Annotated in this window: 12 protein-coding genes; 2 read left to right on the forward strand and 10 right to left on the reverse strand. The window is 33.3% G+C overall.

Features of this window, described 5'->3' with window-relative positions; translation table 11 throughout:
- Nucleotides 1–467: 467 nt before the first annotated feature.
- Nucleotides 468–2,558, reverse strand: coding sequence for a PD-(D/E)XK nuclease domain-containing protein (locus ABWU32_RS01165; protein ID WP_226079617.1), 2,091 nt, complete (start codon nucleotides 2,556–2,558; stop codon nucleotides 468–470).
- A gap of 8 nt (nucleotides 2,559–2,566) precedes the next feature.
- Nucleotides 2,567–4,039: a hypothetical protein gene (locus tag ABWU32_RS01170; protein WP_077188281.1), complete on the reverse strand. Its 1,473-nt coding sequence runs from the start codon at nucleotides 4,037–4,039 to the stop codon at nucleotides 2,567–2,569.
- A gap of 408 nt (nucleotides 4,040–4,447) precedes the next feature.
- On the opposite strand from ABWU32_RS01170, the gene ABWU32_RS01175 reads away from it, so the two are divergent.
- Together ABWU32_RS01175 and ABWU32_RS01180 are read left to right on the forward strand one after the other, a co-directional pair.
- Entirely contained in the window at nucleotides 4,448–5,347 is a 900-nt protein-coding gene (locus ABWU32_RS01175) for a DMT family transporter (protein WP_264687304.1), read from the forward strand.
- Between the two features lie 47 nt (nucleotides 5,348–5,394).
- Entirely contained in the window at nucleotides 5,395–6,702 is a 1,308-nt protein-coding gene (locus ABWU32_RS01180; RefSeq protein WP_341824322.1) for a UDP-glucose/GDP-mannose dehydrogenase family protein, read from the forward strand.
- A gap of 17 nt (nucleotides 6,703–6,719) precedes the next feature.
- Here ABWU32_RS01180 and ABWU32_RS01185 read toward each other — a convergent pair whose 3' ends face one another.
- The 8 genes from ABWU32_RS01185 to ABWU32_RS01220 all read right to left on the reverse strand — a co-directional run bounded on the left by ABWU32_RS01185 (nucleotide 6,720) and on the right by ABWU32_RS01220 (nucleotide 17,741).
- Nucleotides 6,720–7,865 carry an MFS transporter gene (locus ABWU32_RS01185; protein ID WP_341824323.1) on the reverse strand — a complete coding sequence of 382 codons (1,146 nt, stop codon included), beginning with the start codon at nucleotides 7,863–7,865 and terminating at the stop codon, nucleotides 6,720–6,722.
- A gap of 140 nt (nucleotides 7,866–8,005) precedes the next feature.
- A complete protein-coding gene (locus ABWU32_RS01190; RefSeq protein WP_019236558.1) occupies nucleotides 8,006–9,049 on the reverse strand; it encodes a threonine aldolase family protein in 1,044 nt (347 codons plus the stop codon).
- Nucleotides 9,046–10,095 carry a threonine aldolase family protein gene (locus ABWU32_RS01195; RefSeq protein ID WP_026097216.1) on the reverse strand — a complete coding sequence of 350 codons (1,050 nt, stop codon included), beginning with the start codon at nucleotides 10,093–10,095 and terminating at the stop codon, nucleotides 9,046–9,048. Before ABWU32_RS01195 ends, ABWU32_RS01190 begins: the two co-directional genes overlap by 4 nt.
- A gap of 1 nt (nucleotide 10,096) precedes the next feature.
- Nucleotides 10,097–11,872 carry an ABC transporter ATP-binding protein gene (locus ABWU32_RS01200; protein ID WP_341824324.1) on the reverse strand — a complete coding sequence of 592 codons (1,776 nt, stop codon included), beginning with the start codon at nucleotides 11,870–11,872 and terminating at the stop codon, nucleotides 10,097–10,099.
- Nucleotides 11,873–12,862, reverse strand: coding sequence for a phytanoyl-CoA dioxygenase family protein (locus ABWU32_RS01205; protein WP_211908674.1), 990 nt, complete (start codon nucleotides 12,860–12,862; stop codon nucleotides 11,873–11,875).
- A gap of 4 nt (nucleotides 12,863–12,866) precedes the next feature.
- Nucleotides 12,867–14,543, reverse strand: a complete 1,677-nt coding sequence (locus ABWU32_RS01210) for a WG repeat-containing protein (protein ID WP_341824325.1) — start codon at nucleotides 14,541–14,543, stop codon at nucleotides 12,867–12,869.
- Nucleotides 14,504–16,831 carry a glycosyltransferase gene (locus tag ABWU32_RS01215; protein ID WP_341824326.1) on the reverse strand — a complete coding sequence of 776 codons (2,328 nt, stop codon included), beginning with the start codon at nucleotides 16,829–16,831 and terminating at the stop codon, nucleotides 14,504–14,506. The genes ABWU32_RS01210 and ABWU32_RS01215 overlap by 40 nt, the downstream gene beginning before the upstream one ends.
- Complete coding sequence (locus tag ABWU32_RS01220) at nucleotides 16,788–17,741, reverse strand: NAD(P)-dependent oxidoreductase (RefSeq protein ID WP_341824327.1); 954 nt, start codon at nucleotides 17,739–17,741, stop codon at nucleotides 16,788–16,790. Before ABWU32_RS01220 ends, ABWU32_RS01215 begins: the two co-directional genes overlap by 44 nt.
- Nucleotides 17,742–17,753: the final 12 nt, after the last annotated feature.

The following is a 17,753-nucleotide window of genomic DNA, read 5'->3' on the forward strand; positions in this document are numbered from 1 at the left end:
GTTAAAATGAGCTTAAGAATAAATAGCAAACATCTAACATAACAATTCTATTTGTAAATCAGGTGAGGCTTATCCTATAGAAAGCTTTCGAACTACGCAAGCGTATCTTTTGCCTTTAGTATTTCTTTATTGTTTAAGATAACTGTCTGAGCTCCTCTGCCTTAGCATTATATCTCCACTTTCTGCAAGTTATTCCATTAAGTAGTAAAAATATTAGACTTGCCGCAAAACTAAGAAAAAAAGACCAAAGATAGAGCAGATTGAACTTACAGTAAAAATAGAACAAAAAAACTCCAACAATAAATTATGCAAACTTCATCAGGTTAACTTTAACTTAAGAAAACATAAATCAAATTTTCTTGCTCAAAGACCTTGCTTTTTCTCCAACCTTACTCAAACGTACTCTAGCTTAATGCATAATTTTACCCATAAACAACCTTATCTTTGGTACTTTTATTAGTTACAAGTCATCTAGAAAACCCAGATGCTCTACGAAGCCCACCAATCAATATCAGATCCTGCTCTTGTCCTACAGCATTTAATATAGCGTATAACAAAACCATCGCATCTCCCCCAGTAATACGCTTGCATCCTCCACAAAATTCGTATTCACTTAACTGTCGATTTGCCTCCACCCTTTTTCGTTCAACTTGTTCTGCGGTGTTAGCATACTTCAACTCTATTCCAATTGGATGAGTATCATCATTTTCCGCAGATTTTGATAATACTAGGTCTATTTTCCTTCCTCTCTGTAGCTGGAACTCAATAATTACCTTGGCAGGATTATCGCAACTTTGAAATATCCCACGCAACAAAGCCTGAAATTTAGCTTCATTGTTCACGAGTAGACGGTTTCCATTTAATAACGGAGACAACAGACGAGAAATCTCATTAAATAAAACTTCATACCTAGCCCTGTACTCACCATTAACATTACCATCATTACCAAAATTAGGCTCAGCACTCATCAACTGATCTGCAAGTTGATGTAAATTCCTAACATTACCCATTTGTTCTGAAAACCTTCCCTCGAAATAACCTTCACTATGAGAACGTGAGTAAGCACGTAGTGATTCGAATTTCTTTGCAGAAGCCACTTCCAGATGACCCTGGACATCTACTTCACAAAGTACTTGACGCACCTTAGCATCATCTGTGGCTTGAGGCAGTAACGACAGGTTCAATGCTTTGTCTGGTAAAGTCTGCCACTTTAAACGACGAAAAATGTGAAGCACAACAAAACCAATATTTGATAAAAATAGAGCTAAAGTTAACGCATGGCTTACAATATCTGCTGCATCTCCCCTACCACCTGTACGTTTCATTTTCTCTCCCTGAGAGTGGTTAAATAGATACTTGGTAACCCTTACCTCCCGCCCATCATTTGTTTCTAAGTCCCTCCTTGTAGATAAAACATTTCCAAAAACAAACGATGACGTACAGGAAAAAGTGTTACAATGAGGCGATTGAGTGAACTCTGATGCTATGGGTTGTAAAAAACGTTTTACATTTCCCCTAACTCCATTTCCATGAGGATGTAGTAAACCCGGTATTAAGGAAAGACCACCTTCTGAAAAGGCCTGCACAGAAGTTCGGAGACCAGCACCTCCACGTAATTGAAAATTTAACGCTACACAAACAGCACTTGGTGATGAGGTATGAATAGGCAAAGACGAAACAGAACAACTTTTAGCATAATCTTTAGCTTGCTCTAATCCTTCCTCATCACCAACCTTCAACTCAATTATAATTGGAACCGAATCATTTGTCTGATCAACACCACGAACAAGCAAAACAACATCTGCATAACCTTTTCCTATAAGTAGCTCTGGGTAGAAATCAGCCACAGCTCGGTATCTAAAATTTACTAAAAACCCACACAGAAAACCGTGGTAATCAGACTCTGCACGAAACACTAAGCTATCTTCATGTTCATCATGGATATCAATAACATATTCCAAAATTCTTTTAACATTAGTACGCACTTCTCCTGTATCATCATTTGCCAACTCACTCATCAGGTCTAACAATTCACCTTGTTCTCTGATTGGGTTAATTTCATGAAAAATTGGAGCTCCAGGTTCATCACGTTGAGGAAATCTATCTATTTCATGAATAAACCTACATTCTTCTCCAAACCGAAATATTTTATACTCTTCCCAATCCAGATCCTTATCTTCCTGTAATTCTTGTGGAAGATTCTCTTCTACCTGCTGCTTCTCTTCTGCACTAAACCTTGACCCAGGGCTGTTCTCATTATCAGCAACAGTATAACACCTGACTATTCTTCTATTTTCTTTATTAGTGAGAACAGCAACTTTTAGATTTCCATAATTGTCAAAACGAAAATAGACTCTTTCATCTTCAACTAATATACCTGCATCATGTGCAGTAGAAAACATACCAAAAAAGAATGTAGGAAAAAAGCCAGGCTTATTAGCCGAATGCAAAAAAGATGGACAGTTGTTTAAAAAACCTACAAATTGTCTACTAAACTCATCACAACCTCCACTTAATAAAGCCCTAACTAATTCACGATCTTCATTATTACCATGCATAAATACTCCTATTTGTTAACAACTGCAGCAGGCGAAATACTAACATTAGTACCCACTAACGTAGATTGAGGACCTTCAGTGCTAGCAGAGAATAAATTCAAATTTCTCGCTGACTTACACAACTCTTCTATTAAATTGCAGGAGCTAGTTGCATCTATCATCTTAGAATTCCTTGTTTTATCTAAACTATTTGCTATCCTCTCTTTTAATGATTTAAAGCTTTTGTCTGAACAACAATCTTTAGCAAACTTTAAAATACTCAAGACCAAATCAACTTTTTCACCATCGCCAGCACTTTGAGTATCCTTGCTGTTCTCCTGATCTACAATCAAATTTGAAATTGCATTTTCCATTGCAACAAAAGCAATCCTATCTTTAAAAGGATCGACAACATTTATTTTATTTTGGTTAAATACACTAGATTCCCAAAGACTGCTAATAGCTGACCTTGCTTCATTCCTGTTATCCAAGTCATAATCTTTAGAAACTACAACAAATGAAAGCGATGAGAGAAGATGTGCATATCCTCTAGGTGAAAGCATTTTCTCTACTTCAGATCTTGAACATCCCTCGCTCAAGTACTGGATAACATACTTAGTTGTGCAAAGAAAACCGTGCTCTACTAAGTAACTAAGAGGACGATAGATCACACCCCTATCTTTCTTATTCGGTAGCCCAAGTAGTGACTTATGATCTACTTTTGCGCTTATGACTTTACCTAGAAGGGAACTTAAGGTAGAAGCAAGTTTATAGCTAGATTGCAATGGAGATAATTTTGCAATAGCAGAAACTAGCAATTTTTCTCTCTCTTCTTTCACTAATTTTTCTTCAGAACACAGACGATTATAGAAGTGTTCCACTCCCTTACTCCACTTGAAATCTACAGCCTTATTAAATCCATCTTCTGCTTCTATATTTTCTCTAAGGTTACCTGATTCTTGATCAATCCAGAAATTGAAAACAGGATCACGTCTTCCCATGGAACTTAACAATTCAACTCTTGCAAGCTTATCACTGCAAGCTAAATTCCTATCTTCCTCACATGCACCTTTATGAGATAAGTCAGATCTAAAAGACTCTAACGCCTTGTCAAATAATTGCTTAATTTCACTCTCTACACACTCAATACATGCTATTTTATATATAGCAAATGGATTCAACACACCTGATTTAGCTAATTCTCCTACCAATTTAGCAACATCTAGTGTCGCACCTGACCAACAAGATTCATCACGAAACGCATTACATAAGAGGTCCGATTGCTCAACGGTTAGACCCTCTACTGTTACAGGGTGAGCCTTGACCCATTCCTCAATAGCTGAAGTTCTATCACCTTTAACAACATCCTTCAGCTTACTTATTACTTTGCTAGAGATAATCTCTTTATTTTTTTTAGGATCAGAACTGAGACGAGATCTTTTGCTTGGGCCTGCATTACCCTTCAAATCTTCCGTTCCACGTTTAGTTTTACTTTTTGGCATCTAATTACCTCAAAATCAAATATTCAATGAAGGTATTATACAAGCATTAGAATAATATATAAATCGAAAAATTAGTGTGCACCTAAATTTAAGCAGTAATTATAGACCTGCTGCAAAAGAGGAGATATTAAAGAGAGATGTAGCAAGAGGGAATGAGCTTAAATTATCAAATTAACGTTATTCTACTTTACCTCACTAGCATTTTCCTTACCTTGAGCCTTACTATTACTCACAAATATAAACGTTCGTTACATAGCTCTTAATATGTCTAAAGAGACGAAATTTCCCGAATTATTTATAATGAACCCTTACGATCACATTCTGGGGACGTACATCAGAAAACTTTTATATTATTAGTTTTGTAGTAAAATTATATGAGTACATCGTATCTATTAAATCAGAAGCTTTATGGATTACAGATTGAGAGCTTATTTGTTTGGGGTTATCTGGTTTATACTTAGCTTACTTAGTAGTGTAGCTAATGATACTATATCAAAATATCTAAGTTTACATCTTCAGAGTTTTGAAATAATTTTTTTCCGCTTTCTGTTTACCACTATTACCCTTGTACCTTTTATGTTTTACTATGGAATAGAAACTTTTAAAACAAGTCAAATATCTACTCAAATAACCAGGGGTGGGTTGTTGTTTTGTGGAATGACCTTATGGACTTACGGGTTGACTGTTTTCCCCATAGTAACTGCAACGATTATAAGTTTTTCTATACCATTATTTGTTATACTTCTTGCAATCCCTTTACTAAACGAAAATATAATTTGGCAAAGATGGATAGTAACTATTATTGGTTTTGTTGGTATTGCTATTACCACCAAAGCTCATAGTGAAGACTTTAATCCTAAAATTCTTATTTTTATTGTATCTGCGTTAATCTTTGCTATATTAGACATACTTAATAAGAAACTTGTGATAAAAGAGTCAGTAATAAGTATGTTATTTTATTCAGCTCTAACGACAACTATTTTTTCTACTCCACCTTTGTTATTTTATTGGCATATGCCTTCCTTGTTGGAGTTAGTATTACTGCTGATTTTAGGAATAAGTTCAAACCTAATTCTGTTCTTCATGTTAAAAGCTTTTGCTCTTACTGATGCTACTGCACTTGCACCTTATAGATACATAGAGCTAATAATTTCTGCAATAGTAGCATACGTTATATTTAATGAATTACCTGATAAAAGTGCTTTATATGGTACTTTGATATTAATACCATCAACCTTATTTATAGCTTATTCGGAAGGTAAGGCAATTAAGAAAAATAATGTAACAACAAAAGTTTATAATTGTTAATGGTATTTATTTTAGATGCTAAGCTATATTTTTAAGGTGATAATAAAATGCACATAACTATTATAGGAGTAGGGTATGTAGGCTTAGTATCTGGTACAATGTTATCGGAGCAGGGCCATAAAGTTGATTGCATTGACATAAATACTGAGAAGATTGAACTTTTGAAATCAGGGAAAATTCCCTTATATGAACCTGGATTAGCAGATTATTTAGAGAATAATATAAAGTCACAAAGGATAAGATTTTTTGATTCGTATTCTCAAATAAATCCCAATACAGAAGTAGTATTTGTAACTGTAGATACTCCATCAGACTCCCTAGGAAATGCAAATTTAAAGAATGTATATAATGCAGTAAGTGAAGTTTCTGAGAGGGTTAATCAAGATTGCTTAATAGTGATAAAGTCAACTATTCCTCCTGGTACTGCAGAAAATATACATAATTATTTATCTAATAAGGGCTATAACTTTGATTTGGGAGTTAATCCAGAGTTTCTCAAGCAAGGCTCTGCAGTATCAGATTTTTTATACCCAGATAGGATAATAATAGGAGTAAAAACTAAGCTAGCTAGGGCAAAACTAGAAGTTATATATAGATCATTTATAGATAAGAATATTCCGTTAATAGTCACTGATACAGTTACTGCTGAAATGATTAAATATGCTTCTAATGCTTTTCTAGCAACAAAGGTTGCTTTTATCAATGAGATGGCAGGTTTATGTGAGCTATTAGGAGCAGACATTGACCTTTTAGCTAACAGTATGGGAATGGACCATAGAATAGGTAAGGAATTTCTCAAAGCTGGTCCAGGATTTGGAGGATCATGTTTTCCTAAAGATTTGTCAGCTTTAATAAGGCTTGCTGAAGATCACAATGTCAAGCTACAAATTTTAAATTCAGTTAAGGAATCTAACTATAATCATATAACAAACATTGCTAAAAAGGTAGAATATGTATTAAATGGAGTCCAAAATAAAAAAATAGCGATATGGGGGCTAACTTTTAAGTCTGGTACTGATGATGTAAGAAATAGCCCAGCTATAGATATTGTACAATTGTTAGTGAATAACAAGGCTAAAATTACTGCATATGACCCAATGGGGATAGATAATGCTAGGCAAGTTCTAAAGGATATAGAATACGCGGACAATGCTATAGGGGCTGCAAGGGACGCGGAAGCCTTGTTATTGTTAACGGAGTGGAAAGAATTTAAAAATCAAGATTTTGCAAGTTTAAAGAGTATTATGGCTGCACCTAATGTTTTTGATTTCCGTAATTTATTAGATAGCGAGCTATTACTAAGATATGGTTACCATGTTTATTACTTGGGTAAAAAATCTATCTACAAAGTTTAACTGTTGAGAAATTTTTTTTACACCGCTTTACTTAGTTTTTTAAGGTCTTTGCTTGATAATATAGAAAAGCAAACGAGTGCAACAACAGAGCAAATGGAAAAAAATGAAAACATAATACTGTTACCGCAGTGCTTAACAAGTACTCCTAAGAGCACGCATGAAAATATTGAACTTGCAATATACCCAAATAATCCTGTTAAGCTTACAATTGCACATACATTATTTTGTGGAGCAATTTCTACAGCTATAACACCTGTCAGTACTTGCACTCCAAATATAAAGAATCCTGATAAGGTTGCACCAAGGTTCATAAGAATTATGTTTTGACCAAAGTTCATTGCAATAAAAGTGAGTGCTATACCCAACATATAAAGTGATGCCAGCAAGCTTCTATTTTGAAAGAAGTACATATCACTAATTCTTCCTGTGATTAAAGTTCCAAGGATTCCACCTAAATCATATACGCCTGTTATTAGTGAGGATTGTACAAGAGAAATTTGTAATTTATTCTTTAAAATTATAGGAAACCAAAAGAAGATTCCCATTTTTATAATATAAGCACAAAAAGTAGCACAACATAGAAACCATATGGAACTTGTTACCTTGATACCTATTTGAGATTTCTGCACCTTATAATAGGTAGTAAAGTTGGCACTTTCTTTGTAATATGCTTTTAATATTATATAAATTCCAAAAAGTAAGCATAAGAGACCAGAGTACAAAAATGCACTTTTTGCATCATATATTTTAATTATACTTGGTAATACAATTAAAGTAATACAAGAACCAAGTTGCTGAGATGCGCTCATAACTCCCCATGATGATGCAATTGAAGAGATGCTAGAGTTTGTAACCATAAACTTGGTAATAGCTGGCCAACCTAACCCTTGTGTCCAAGCTAATAATATTAATGTTAACAGTAATAAAGTTAGATTATTATATGATAAAGTTATACCAATGGTTAATAATCCAGTTGCAATATTGCATAGCCCAAACATAAATAATGGATTATTTTTGGAGTCCATGATTATTCCATTAACAAATTTTGATACTCCATAAAAAAAAGAAAAGCAGGCAAAAAAATAGCTTAATTTTACATGGTCAGTATCTATTAACAGTGGTAGAGCAATTGGTATACTTTGTCTTGATAAATAAAGCAGCATATATCCACAGAAGAATAGCAAATATTGAAAGAAGACAAAGTTCACACCTATTCCCAAATAGCTCTATGCAGATGCTAGCATAATACTATATTGGTATAATATTGTTTGACAAGAAGTTTGCAAACAATTAGTGCAGAAAATTACTTACTTAGTATCTTTCTTATAGCAGATACAGTAGTATTAATATCTTCATAGCTTATATCTCTATGTGTTATAGCTCTGATTTTACCTCTTATGTTAGCCATTCTAATTCCATAATTTGTAACTAGTACGTTTATTAATTCTTGAGTAGATATACAATTAGTACGTAATGAAAAATACGCTATATTAGTTTTGTATAGGTCGATATCAATTATAACTTGATCTATGGAGTCTAGGCCTTCTATAAGGTGCTGCATCTTTTTATGATCTTCCTCTAAACAATTTATATTATTATGTAAAGCATATAAACATGCAGCTGAAATAATGCCAGCTTGGTGCATACCTCCGCCAATTTGAAACTTATAGTACCAAGCTTTTTCAATAAACTCTTCACTTCCAAGCAATATTGCGCCCATTGGAGCACCTAATCCTTTACTAAAATCAATGAATACCGAATCAAAATAACTTGCATACTCTTTTGGAGATATTTTAGTATGAGCACAAGCGTTGAACAGTCTTGCTCCATCTAAATGAGTGAATACGTCATTCTCTTTGCAGAGACTTGAGATCTCTTGAATATATTCTAAAGGCCACACAGCTCCACCACCAAAATTTGTCGTTTGTTCGATAGAAACAAGCCCAACTCTCGGAATATTTCTTAAACTAGGACGAGTAATAAACTCAACAATTTGTTCTCCAGTAAATATTCCTCTCGTACCTTTGATGGGCAAAGGAGTGGCATGTGCCTGGGCTGCGATCAAGCCAGATTGTACTATGAGCGGATGTGAAGTTTCATCAAGCAGCAAGTAATCACCAGGTCTTTGAATGTGTACTTTATAAGCAATTACATTGGACATCGTTCCTGAAATCAAAAAGATTCCTGCAGGTTTACCTAATATTTTACATGCGGTTGCCACTAATTCGTTCACAGTTGGATCTTCACATGCAGCTTCGTTTCCAACTTTTGCTTTAGCCATCGCTTCCCTCATTTTAGCTGAAGGGTCAGTGTTTGAATCGCTAAAGAAATCTATTTTTATTCTCATATTAAATTTAACACAACTTCCTTTATAATTTCAGCAGCTTTCATGATGTCTGTTTCCTTTGTGCCAAGATGGGTAACTGCTCTTATATGAGACTCGAGCCAAGGAAAAAGCAATAAACCATAAGCTTGGCACTTACTCAAGAAAACCTCATTAGTTACATTTAGTGCTTTTATACTAAAGCTTACTATATTAGTTTCTGGATAAGGTAGTACCAGTTTTATGTGTGGAATTTCTTTAATCTTATCTGCAAACAATTTAGCGAGCTTATTATCTTCTTTAAGCCTAGAGATATTATTCTGTAGTACGTATTTTGCTGCATTAGCACAATACCCTATCTGATGATAACCACTACCTAGCCAAACCTGTAGCTTTTTAGCCCTTTCAATTATCTCTCTTTTACCCATAAGCATTGAACCAAAAGGAGCGCCAAGTCCTTTAGTAAAAGAAAAGCTCATTGTATCCACATATTTAGCATAATCTGCTAAAGCAATATTTGTTTCGATATGAGCATTAAATATTCTTGCACCGTCTAAATGAAGATTTACATTGTGAGCTTTTAAAAAGTGATATAACTCGACTTGTTTTTCAAAAGGATAAATTTTACCATTAAACCCATTTATACTATTTTCTATAGAAACAAGACTCACCTGAGCAAAAATTTTATACCTCGGCTTAGAATTAATAGCATATTCTACTTCATCAACATCTAAGATTCCGCTATTATTTCTAATACAATTAAATACGATATTATTTACTTTTGCATTGCCTGCACTATCGAAAAAATTAATGTGATAATTATAATTAGTTATTAGTTCATCACCAGGACTTGTTTGAATGGCAATGGCTAATCTATTTGCAAGCATACCGCTGGTTACAAATAATGCTTCTTCTACTTTGAATAATTGTTTGCAATATTCTGATAAGTCATTACAGCTTTTGTCTTCACCATAAGCAAAATCTCCAACAGTTGCATTACTTATTGCATGTATAACGTTGGAGCTCTGCAGAGTTGTAGTGTCACTTCTCAGATCAATAATTTTTTCCATCTTATTTCTTGCCATTCAAACAACCAATTTGAGCATTCCAAAGTTCCTTGTAAAGACCTTGCTTAGAAACTAATTCAGCGTGTTTACCATCTTGGACAATTTTTCCTTTGTTAAATACTATAATTCGGTCCATGTGTAAAAGTGTAGAAATACGGTGTGCTATAGTAATCGTAGTTTTATTTTTCATCAATTTGAATAAACTCATTTGAATTGTTTTTTCTGTTATAGAATCTAACTGACTAGTTGGTTCATCGAGAAATAATATTGGAGCGTTTTTTAAAAATGCCCTTGCTATTATTATTCTTTGTCTTTCTCCTCCAGATAGCTTGATGCCTTTTTCTCCAACTGTAGTTCCATATTGATCTGGTAGAGTCATAATGAAATCGTGAATACCAGCCAGCTTTGCAGCTCTCATTATTTCTTCGATAGTAGATTGAAGTTTACCATATATGATGTTTGCTAAAATAGTATCATGAAATAACAATGGGTCTTGAGGTATTACAGATATTTGTTGCCTCAAAGAACTCTGTGTAACTTCTGATACTATTTGATTATCAATCTGTATATTACCTTTTTTAACATCAAATAGCCTTAGAATTAAGTTTATAAAAGTAGATTTACCACCTCCAGAATAACCAACTAGACCTACCTTTTCGCAAGGATTAATGGTAACTGAGAAATCTTGAAATAATGGCTCCTGACCTTCATAAGAAAAAGAAACATTGTTAAACGTTATTCTTCCACTTAATAAATTTAATTCTTTAGCATTTTCCTTATCTTGAATTTCTGGTACGGTAGTCAAGATTGGCAATGCATCTGAAACTTTGCCGAAATGAGTAGAAAATTGGGTAAGATTCCTAGTTAGATGGTTAAGAAACTCTATAATCGATATATTAATTCCAAGTACAAGAACAATATCTCCTATTGCGATTTTGTTCAATTGATAATCATGAATTAAAAAATACAAGTTTACTGCTTGGAGTATATCAAATGAATAGCCGTATATAAACCAAAGCCAAAAGTATGCCCATTGTAATTTTCTCTCTGCAATAGTTCTTTTCTTGCATATTTGAAAAAATTTGTGTCTCTCATGTGCTTGCTGAGAAAATAACCTTACTGATATAACATTTAAAATACTATCTGCTATACTAGCTATTACCTGTGAATTTTGTTTAGAGTAATTATCAGCTAATTCAGTAAGCACACGAAAGCTGAAAATCGAGACTAAAATAAAAATGCTTACCCAAGTGAATGTAGCGATTGCAAACTTTATGTTTACTAATGATAAGGTATAAATAGCTAAGACTAATGCTATACTGTAACCGAAAAAACAATCTATAAGCAATCTTATTAACTCTATCACACTATCCATTAAGCTACTGACCTTATGTACTAAGCTTCCAGATAAATTGTTCTGATAATAGGAATGGTCTTGTTGGAGTAGCCTACAAAAAGATATATCAGCTATCTTTTGACGCATTAAGGTAAACATTTGAATGTCAACAAAATAGCCATAGAATCTAAAAGCAGTAGTGATAAGTAATGCCATACCAAGATAAGCGCTTACAGGTAATAAAAGATTTTCAATTACATTACCTTCCTGATATTTTACAGCTGTATCTAGAATATTTTTTACTAAATACTTTCTAAAAGACAAATCAACAGCTACCACCAGGGCAACTAAAGACATTATAAGTACATTAAGTTTGAATTTAGATACTATATTCAAGATGAACATCAATACACATTTGAAGCTATCAACTCTACTTCTGTTCATTTACAATGCTAGCTCCACTACGTTGACTTTTTTATTGAGAAATACAAGTAGTGAAAACCATAAATTTTTGTATATTTTTCCTGAGATGTCTCCAGCATCATGTAGTGCTGATGCTTGATTTAGAATAAGCAGCTTATATAAATCTCGCTTAGCCTCAGTAGTGTCGATCTCAGAAATATTTGTAGTTGTATCTGTAATAAAGGCTAACCAGCTCTTGATAAGTTCTTCCATGTTTTTTGCTTTTATACTTTCCTGGTAGCCAAACAATGACAAGCATTCTCTCAGTATAGATTCTGTTAACTCACCACAATTGAGTATACCAAAAACTGAAGGCTGAGGTTTTGGCACATAGGGAAGGTCTTGATCTTTTATAATCCACCTTGTTACATAAGCAAATCTATCTTTAGCATCTGTATTCTTATCACTACCATGCCATAACCGTGAATCAAAAACTATCGCATCTCCTGCTGAAATAGGTAGTGACTTAATTTTGTAATTTTCTCGGTTGTTTGAGTACTGATCAAAAAAATATGGGTACCAAAAATCAACTAAAGGCTGTATTTCCCATTTATGACTGTTTTCTATAATTTGTAGTGCACCTGAAGTTTCACTTACATTATTCAAAGCTAACCAAACGGAAAAGTGGTAAGGATCATTGAAACTATAGGAGATGTCTTGGTGAAAGGGAACTGCATCTATTAAATCAGCAGTTTTACATATAACATTTGATTTTTTCTGCAGTATCTGACACTGAAGTGACTTTTCAAGGTAATTTTTAATAATTTTATCTAATGCTTGAGATATAATTCTAGTTACTTGAGATAACATGCCCCATCTGCCGGTACAGTTTAAGTAGTCAGAAGTTGAAACACTTATTTCTTGGGATAGCTTTGATATCTTATTTGTTATATCACTTAAAGACTGAATTATTAGCTCTAAAGGAACCAGATTTTTGATAATAAAAAAACCATTTTTTTGTAATGTTTCCATGTGATTAACATCTGACATCAATAACTGATAAGTAATCTGTTAAAGGTAAAACAGCAAAAATTTTGAATCCTTTTACTTGTTTGAGTATTTTTTCCCAATCGTTTAATGTTCTTAGTTTACCTCCTGTTTCAACCATGACATTAATATCTACAGAGCCTCCAGTTGGAGAGCGGTAATCTAAAATAGTTTCTATCAATAAAATACGAGATATTCCTTTGACCAATTTTAAATAAGACAATACTTTATCATCATCATAGTGCTGTAGAAAGCGGCAAAAGACACCTAATTCATAATTTGTAACTGATAGTTCTTCCTGAGTTATAAGTTTGACTTTTAAATTTTCTACTAACTGTCTTGGTACTTTATGTTCGTTATATAGGCCTATAGAACCTTTATTGTGTATATCAGAATAAGCAAGAAATAAAGAGTGTACACCAAATAGCAATATATTCTTAGCATCATCTATATTAATTCTAGAATTAAACTCTTTAGTATCAAACCTAGAATATCCTAGTAATGCTTGGTAAAATGCTATTTTCTTATCTTCTGATGCTTCTCTTTCCTTAAAAGATTCAAATGAAGAGATAGACTTCTGTTTTAGTATATCGGCCATCTTTAACCAATTCTTTTCAGCGGCAACTCTTGCCCACATTGTTGCTGCTTTTGGCAAAAATGGTATTTCCTTAAAACACTTACCTTTTGATGATAGTTTCCATAAGTCCTCGTCCTTATCGTAATCAATAAACCCTATTTCCCACAACGCCCTTAACAGCCTTTCTAGATTTGGTACGATAATGTTTAACTTTTTAGATAAAAACGGCACAGTTGCAGGTAAAATATTTAACAAATCAAGTTCAATAGCAACGCTTGTTAGGTAAGTTTTCCAAAAGGCTGAAAGTTCTGCAGAAATCCTATGCACTTGAGATTCTTTACCTAAATCAAAAATACTAAACTTTACATTTCCGGTAATATCGATTTGTCCTAACACACCTTCAAAAGTTTCAACTTTTGCCATCCCATTATAAAATGCTTCTACCATTTTAAATCTCTGCTGGTAAACAGGATCACCATTAATATCTATATGAAACCAACCATGTTGATCTTCTGCAATAGAATACCCTTTATGAAAAACATTAAGTTTTTTATACCATTTATTATGTACTAACTTTCCATGATGATTAATATGTGTAGCTTTACCATCCTTATAGACTACAGCGATACCATCCTTAAAATCTCCAACATAATCATATTCCTCCTGATAAATCCTGTTGCCATTTAAATTAATATGAAAACATTTATCATGTCTTCTAACTACACAAATATCTTCCTGATAATTTCCAATCCATTGATACGACTGTTTGTATACTCTACATCCAGATGAATCAATATGGTAACACCCTGTATCATCTTCTACGGCTGCTCTATTAAAGTAGAATCCAAAAGTTTTTAGAAATCTATTATGATAAACTGCTTCTCCTCTTACATTGATATGATAAGCACCTGTCTGATCATAAACCGGTGCAAGACCGGGCTCATGAAATTTACCAACCTTTATAAACCTATTTTCATACAAAGGATTTCCTAGTAATTCGTGAAAGCTCTCACACGGTGAAATTTTAATAGATCTAAGATTATCTTTGATTAATTGATCAAAGGTTTTCTCATGTTGCATGTTTTGCATAATTTGTAATTTAAATAATTCTTTTGTAAGCTTAGGTACTCACTACTCTGCCATATTTCCTCGAGTTTAACCTCATTAACATTACCAAAATTTCCTAATGTCTTACGGAGTTCATCTGGAGCACAGCAAGGACTAAACTTTCCTTCATTGTTTATCCATGCTTCTTTACCTAAAAATGGGCATTGACCACCTGGAGCCAAATCCTTAATACCTTCTTGAGAAAGAATTGTAAAATTTTCTAATTTTATCTTTTTACCATTTGGTAATAGCATATTATCTCTAAGCTCATATAACCTTCTCACCTCTGTATTCCATCTACTAATTGCTAACTCATCTCTTCTCATAGATAGATCCTTAATTTCCTCAAAATGTGCCCAAAGATGATGTCCTTTAACTCTATCTATGCCATTTTTTATGGCCATCTTAACTATGTCATAGAGTTCATGTAAATTACTTTCCAAAAATGTTAATTGTAAAGTAACGGTACACCTTTCACCTGTATCGCTAAAGTATTTATCTCTAACTTCAAGGAAAGTTTTTAAATTTTCTGTCACTACTTCCCATTTTGAACCTTTCATGATTCTTTCATGAGTTTCTTTAGTTGCCCCATTCCAGGAAATCTTAACATCAGATAAAATTGGTACCAATAGTTCAGCCCATTTTCTAGCTCCTTTAATGGGAAAAGAACCATTGGTTGTGAGGTTAAGCTTAAGGCCGAACTCATGGCACAAATTGATTATTTCATCAAAGCTTTTATACATTAAAGGCTCACCCATAGTAGAAGGAATGATTTCCCTTAAAGGTGTGCCAGCTGCTTCCTTAATTACTTTTCTGATAGTTTCTATCGACAGTATCTTAGGTTTTATTCCTTTAGCTTTCTTCTCTTCTTTAACTTTGCTGTATGGTGAAAAACATTCGCACATTATACAAGCAAAATTGCAGTAATCTGGATTAGTATCAAAAGTAATTCTCCAAGGACCAGGTTTCACAGCTACTGATTTGCCTTTCTTTTCAATAGCATTACGGTAAATCTTGTTAAGTTTCTCAGTATGCTCACCTATAGAAGGTATATTTCCATTTTCAGTATAAGGATAGCCTTTTTGGGTAAGTTTATTATATAACTCCTGATCTGTAGATAGGACTTGCATTTTTTCTGACAAACTACTTGCATCTCTGTGCTTAAATAATAGTCCATCTCTTACATATTCTGCCATGCCACCATAATCGGCTGTTATAACTGGTATTCTAAGTTGCTGTGCTTCATGTATTACTAACGGTGAATTTTCACCCCAAATTGAAGGAACGACTATTGCATCGACTTTATTAAATACGTCAGTAACTATATTCTTATTATCATAACTTCCCATCCATTCTATTCTTTCTTTAACAACAGGTGAAAACTGATCGGCAATCGCTTTTAAAGCTTTAGTTTCTTCTCTTGCTGCTCCCCAAATTCTAAGTTTTGCTTTAGATGATAAGTGAGAAAAAGCTTTCAATAATAGATCAACACCTTTTTCGGGAGTATGAGTACCAATATAACCGAAAATAAACTCTTTTTCTTGTACTCTATTTCTCTTCTTAAGACGATTGAGATCAAAACCATAATCAAGATAAGAAATTTTGTTTATCGGAACATTAAAATCCTGAGTAAATTTGTCCATCAAGAATTTCGATGGGGAAATAAAGTAATCTATATAGTCTATTATTTTCCTTGTGTGCTTCATTCTAGTTGCAACCCATTGTTCCCAATAATTTATGTCTGAATTCAGGAATTCTTCATCTCCTGTAAAATATCCCTTGTAACATTGGGTTGCACATTTTTGATCCTTTTGTCCATCACAAAGCTGTAATAAATCTTCAGAATTACGTTGAATAAACCTTCCTCTTGGACACATTAACCAAAAGTCATGTAGCGTAAAAATTGTAGGTATATTTTCTTTAAAAGCAATTTCTGGTAAAGTAATTGATAGATGATTAAGATGACCAAAATGTATAAGATCTGGCTGAAAGTTATCTATTATTCTTTTAAATTTTATATTTACTTCTTCATTGATAAATTTATAACGATATTTAGCTGTAGGTATATTAATTAAATGCAGTAAAATCCGGGAATCACTACGATCTAGGACTGTAGTGTAATAAAAATCAGGTAAAAAGCTATTTTCATACCTGGTAAATACTTGTACCTCATTGTTATTTGCTAGTTCATGAGCAAGAGTTTGGCTGTAAACCTCTGAACCAGCACTATAATAAGGAGGGTAACCATGAATAACTTTTAATATTTTCATATATTACCATATCTATATTGTTAGGATATTCTTTTGTATTGTTTTGCAGACTTTTTATAAATTTACTTAATCCTATTTCTAATGAATACTTTGGAGACCAACCAAGTAGCTCTTTAGCTCTAGTAAAATCACCATGGAACTTAGTTACGTCAAAATTTCTTGGAGGATAAAAATCAATTCTAGAATCACTTTTCGTGACTTTTAATATTGTTTTTGCTAAGTTTTCTAAAGTACATGGGCTATTAGTAGTAAGATGAATAGCAGGAAGAGAAGATTTTTCACTTTGTAAATATTTAACAGTTAAGCATATACCCTCTATAACATCATCCAAATAGGTAAAATCAAAAACACATTCTTTACCTTCTATTTTAATTGGATCACCTCTTAATGCATTAATACAGAGTGCAGGAATTACTCTACTGTTATGATCTAGTAAACCACCATATACATTTGAAAAGCGTAATATTGCTACATTAAAATCTTTTAAACTTGTTATTTGTTCCTCAATAAATGCTTTGCCTTTGGCATAATTATTTATTGGATCGATACTAGCAGATTCTGTAACTGGCAGTTCCTTCTGCTCTCCATAAACTTCCCTACTACTTGCATATATAAACCACGGTTTATTTGGAAGTGACTTACATAACCCTAAAAACCGCATTGTACCATCAACATTAATTTTTTGACACAGTGTAGGATAAAGTTCACCATGTATAACTCTAGAAATTGCAGCCAGATGAATGATTCCTGTACACTGAGCAAGTAGTGGTACTATATCTTCTGAAAAAAAACTGAGTGGATTGTTGTGAAACCTAATATCACAGCTTATTACTTCATGGCCCTGGTTTTCTAACTTTTTCACCAAGGTTGACCCTATCAAACCTGCAGCACCTGTTATTAATATCCCCATGTATACCCTCTC

Source organism: Wolbachia endosymbiont (group A) of Udea olivalis (assembly GCF_964028365.1).
GTDB lineage: Bacteria > Pseudomonadota > Alphaproteobacteria > Rickettsiales > Anaplasmataceae > Wolbachia > Wolbachia pipientis.

What these genes read in the sequence shown, in the direction of transcription:
- ABWU32_RS01165 (WP_226079617.1), bottom strand. Translation starts at nt 2,558, where the DNA reads ATGCATGGTAATAATGAAGATCGTGAATTAGTTAGGGCTTTATTAAGT.
- ABWU32_RS01170 (WP_077188281.1), bottom strand. Translation starts at nt 4,039, where the DNA reads ATGCCAAAAAGTAAAACTAAACGTGGAACGGAAGATTTGAAGGGTAAT.
- ABWU32_RS01175 (WP_264687304.1), top strand. Translation starts at nt 4,448, where the DNA reads ATGGATTACAGATTGAGAGCTTATTTGTTTGGGGTTATCTGGTTTATA.
- ABWU32_RS01180 (WP_341824322.1), top strand. Translation starts at nt 5,395, where the DNA reads ATGCACATAACTATTATAGGAGTAGGGTATGTAGGCTTAGTATCTGGT.
- ABWU32_RS01185 (WP_341824323.1), bottom strand. Translation starts at nt 7,865, where the DNA reads ATGCTGCTTTATTTATCAAGACAAAGTATACCAATTGCTCTACCACTG.
- ABWU32_RS01190 (WP_019236558.1), bottom strand. Translation starts at nt 9,049, where the DNA reads ATGAGAATAAAAATAGATTTCTTTAGCGATTCAAACACTGACCCTTCA.
- ABWU32_RS01195 (WP_026097216.1), bottom strand. Translation starts at nt 10,095, where the DNA reads ATGGAAAAAATTATTGATCTGAGAAGTGACACTACAACTCTGCAGAGC.
- ABWU32_RS01200 (WP_341824324.1), bottom strand. Translation starts at nt 11,872, where the DNA reads ATGAACAGAAGTAGAGTTGATAGCTTCAAATGTGTATTGATGTTCATC.
- ABWU32_RS01205 (WP_211908674.1), bottom strand. Translation starts at nt 12,862, where the DNA reads ATGGAAACATTACAAAAAAATGGTTTTTTTATTATCAAAAATCTGGTT.
- ABWU32_RS01210 (WP_341824325.1), bottom strand. Translation starts at nt 14,543, where the DNA reads ATGCAAAACATGCAACATGAGAAAACCTTTGATCAATTAATCAAAGAT.
- ABWU32_RS01215 (WP_341824326.1), bottom strand. Translation starts at nt 16,831, where the DNA reads ATGAAAATATTAAAAGTTATTCATGGTTACCCTCCTTATTATAGTGCT.
- ABWU32_RS01220 (WP_341824327.1), bottom strand. Translation starts at nt 17,741, where the DNA reads ATGGGGATATTAATAACAGGTGCTGCAGGTTTGATAGGGTCAACCTTG.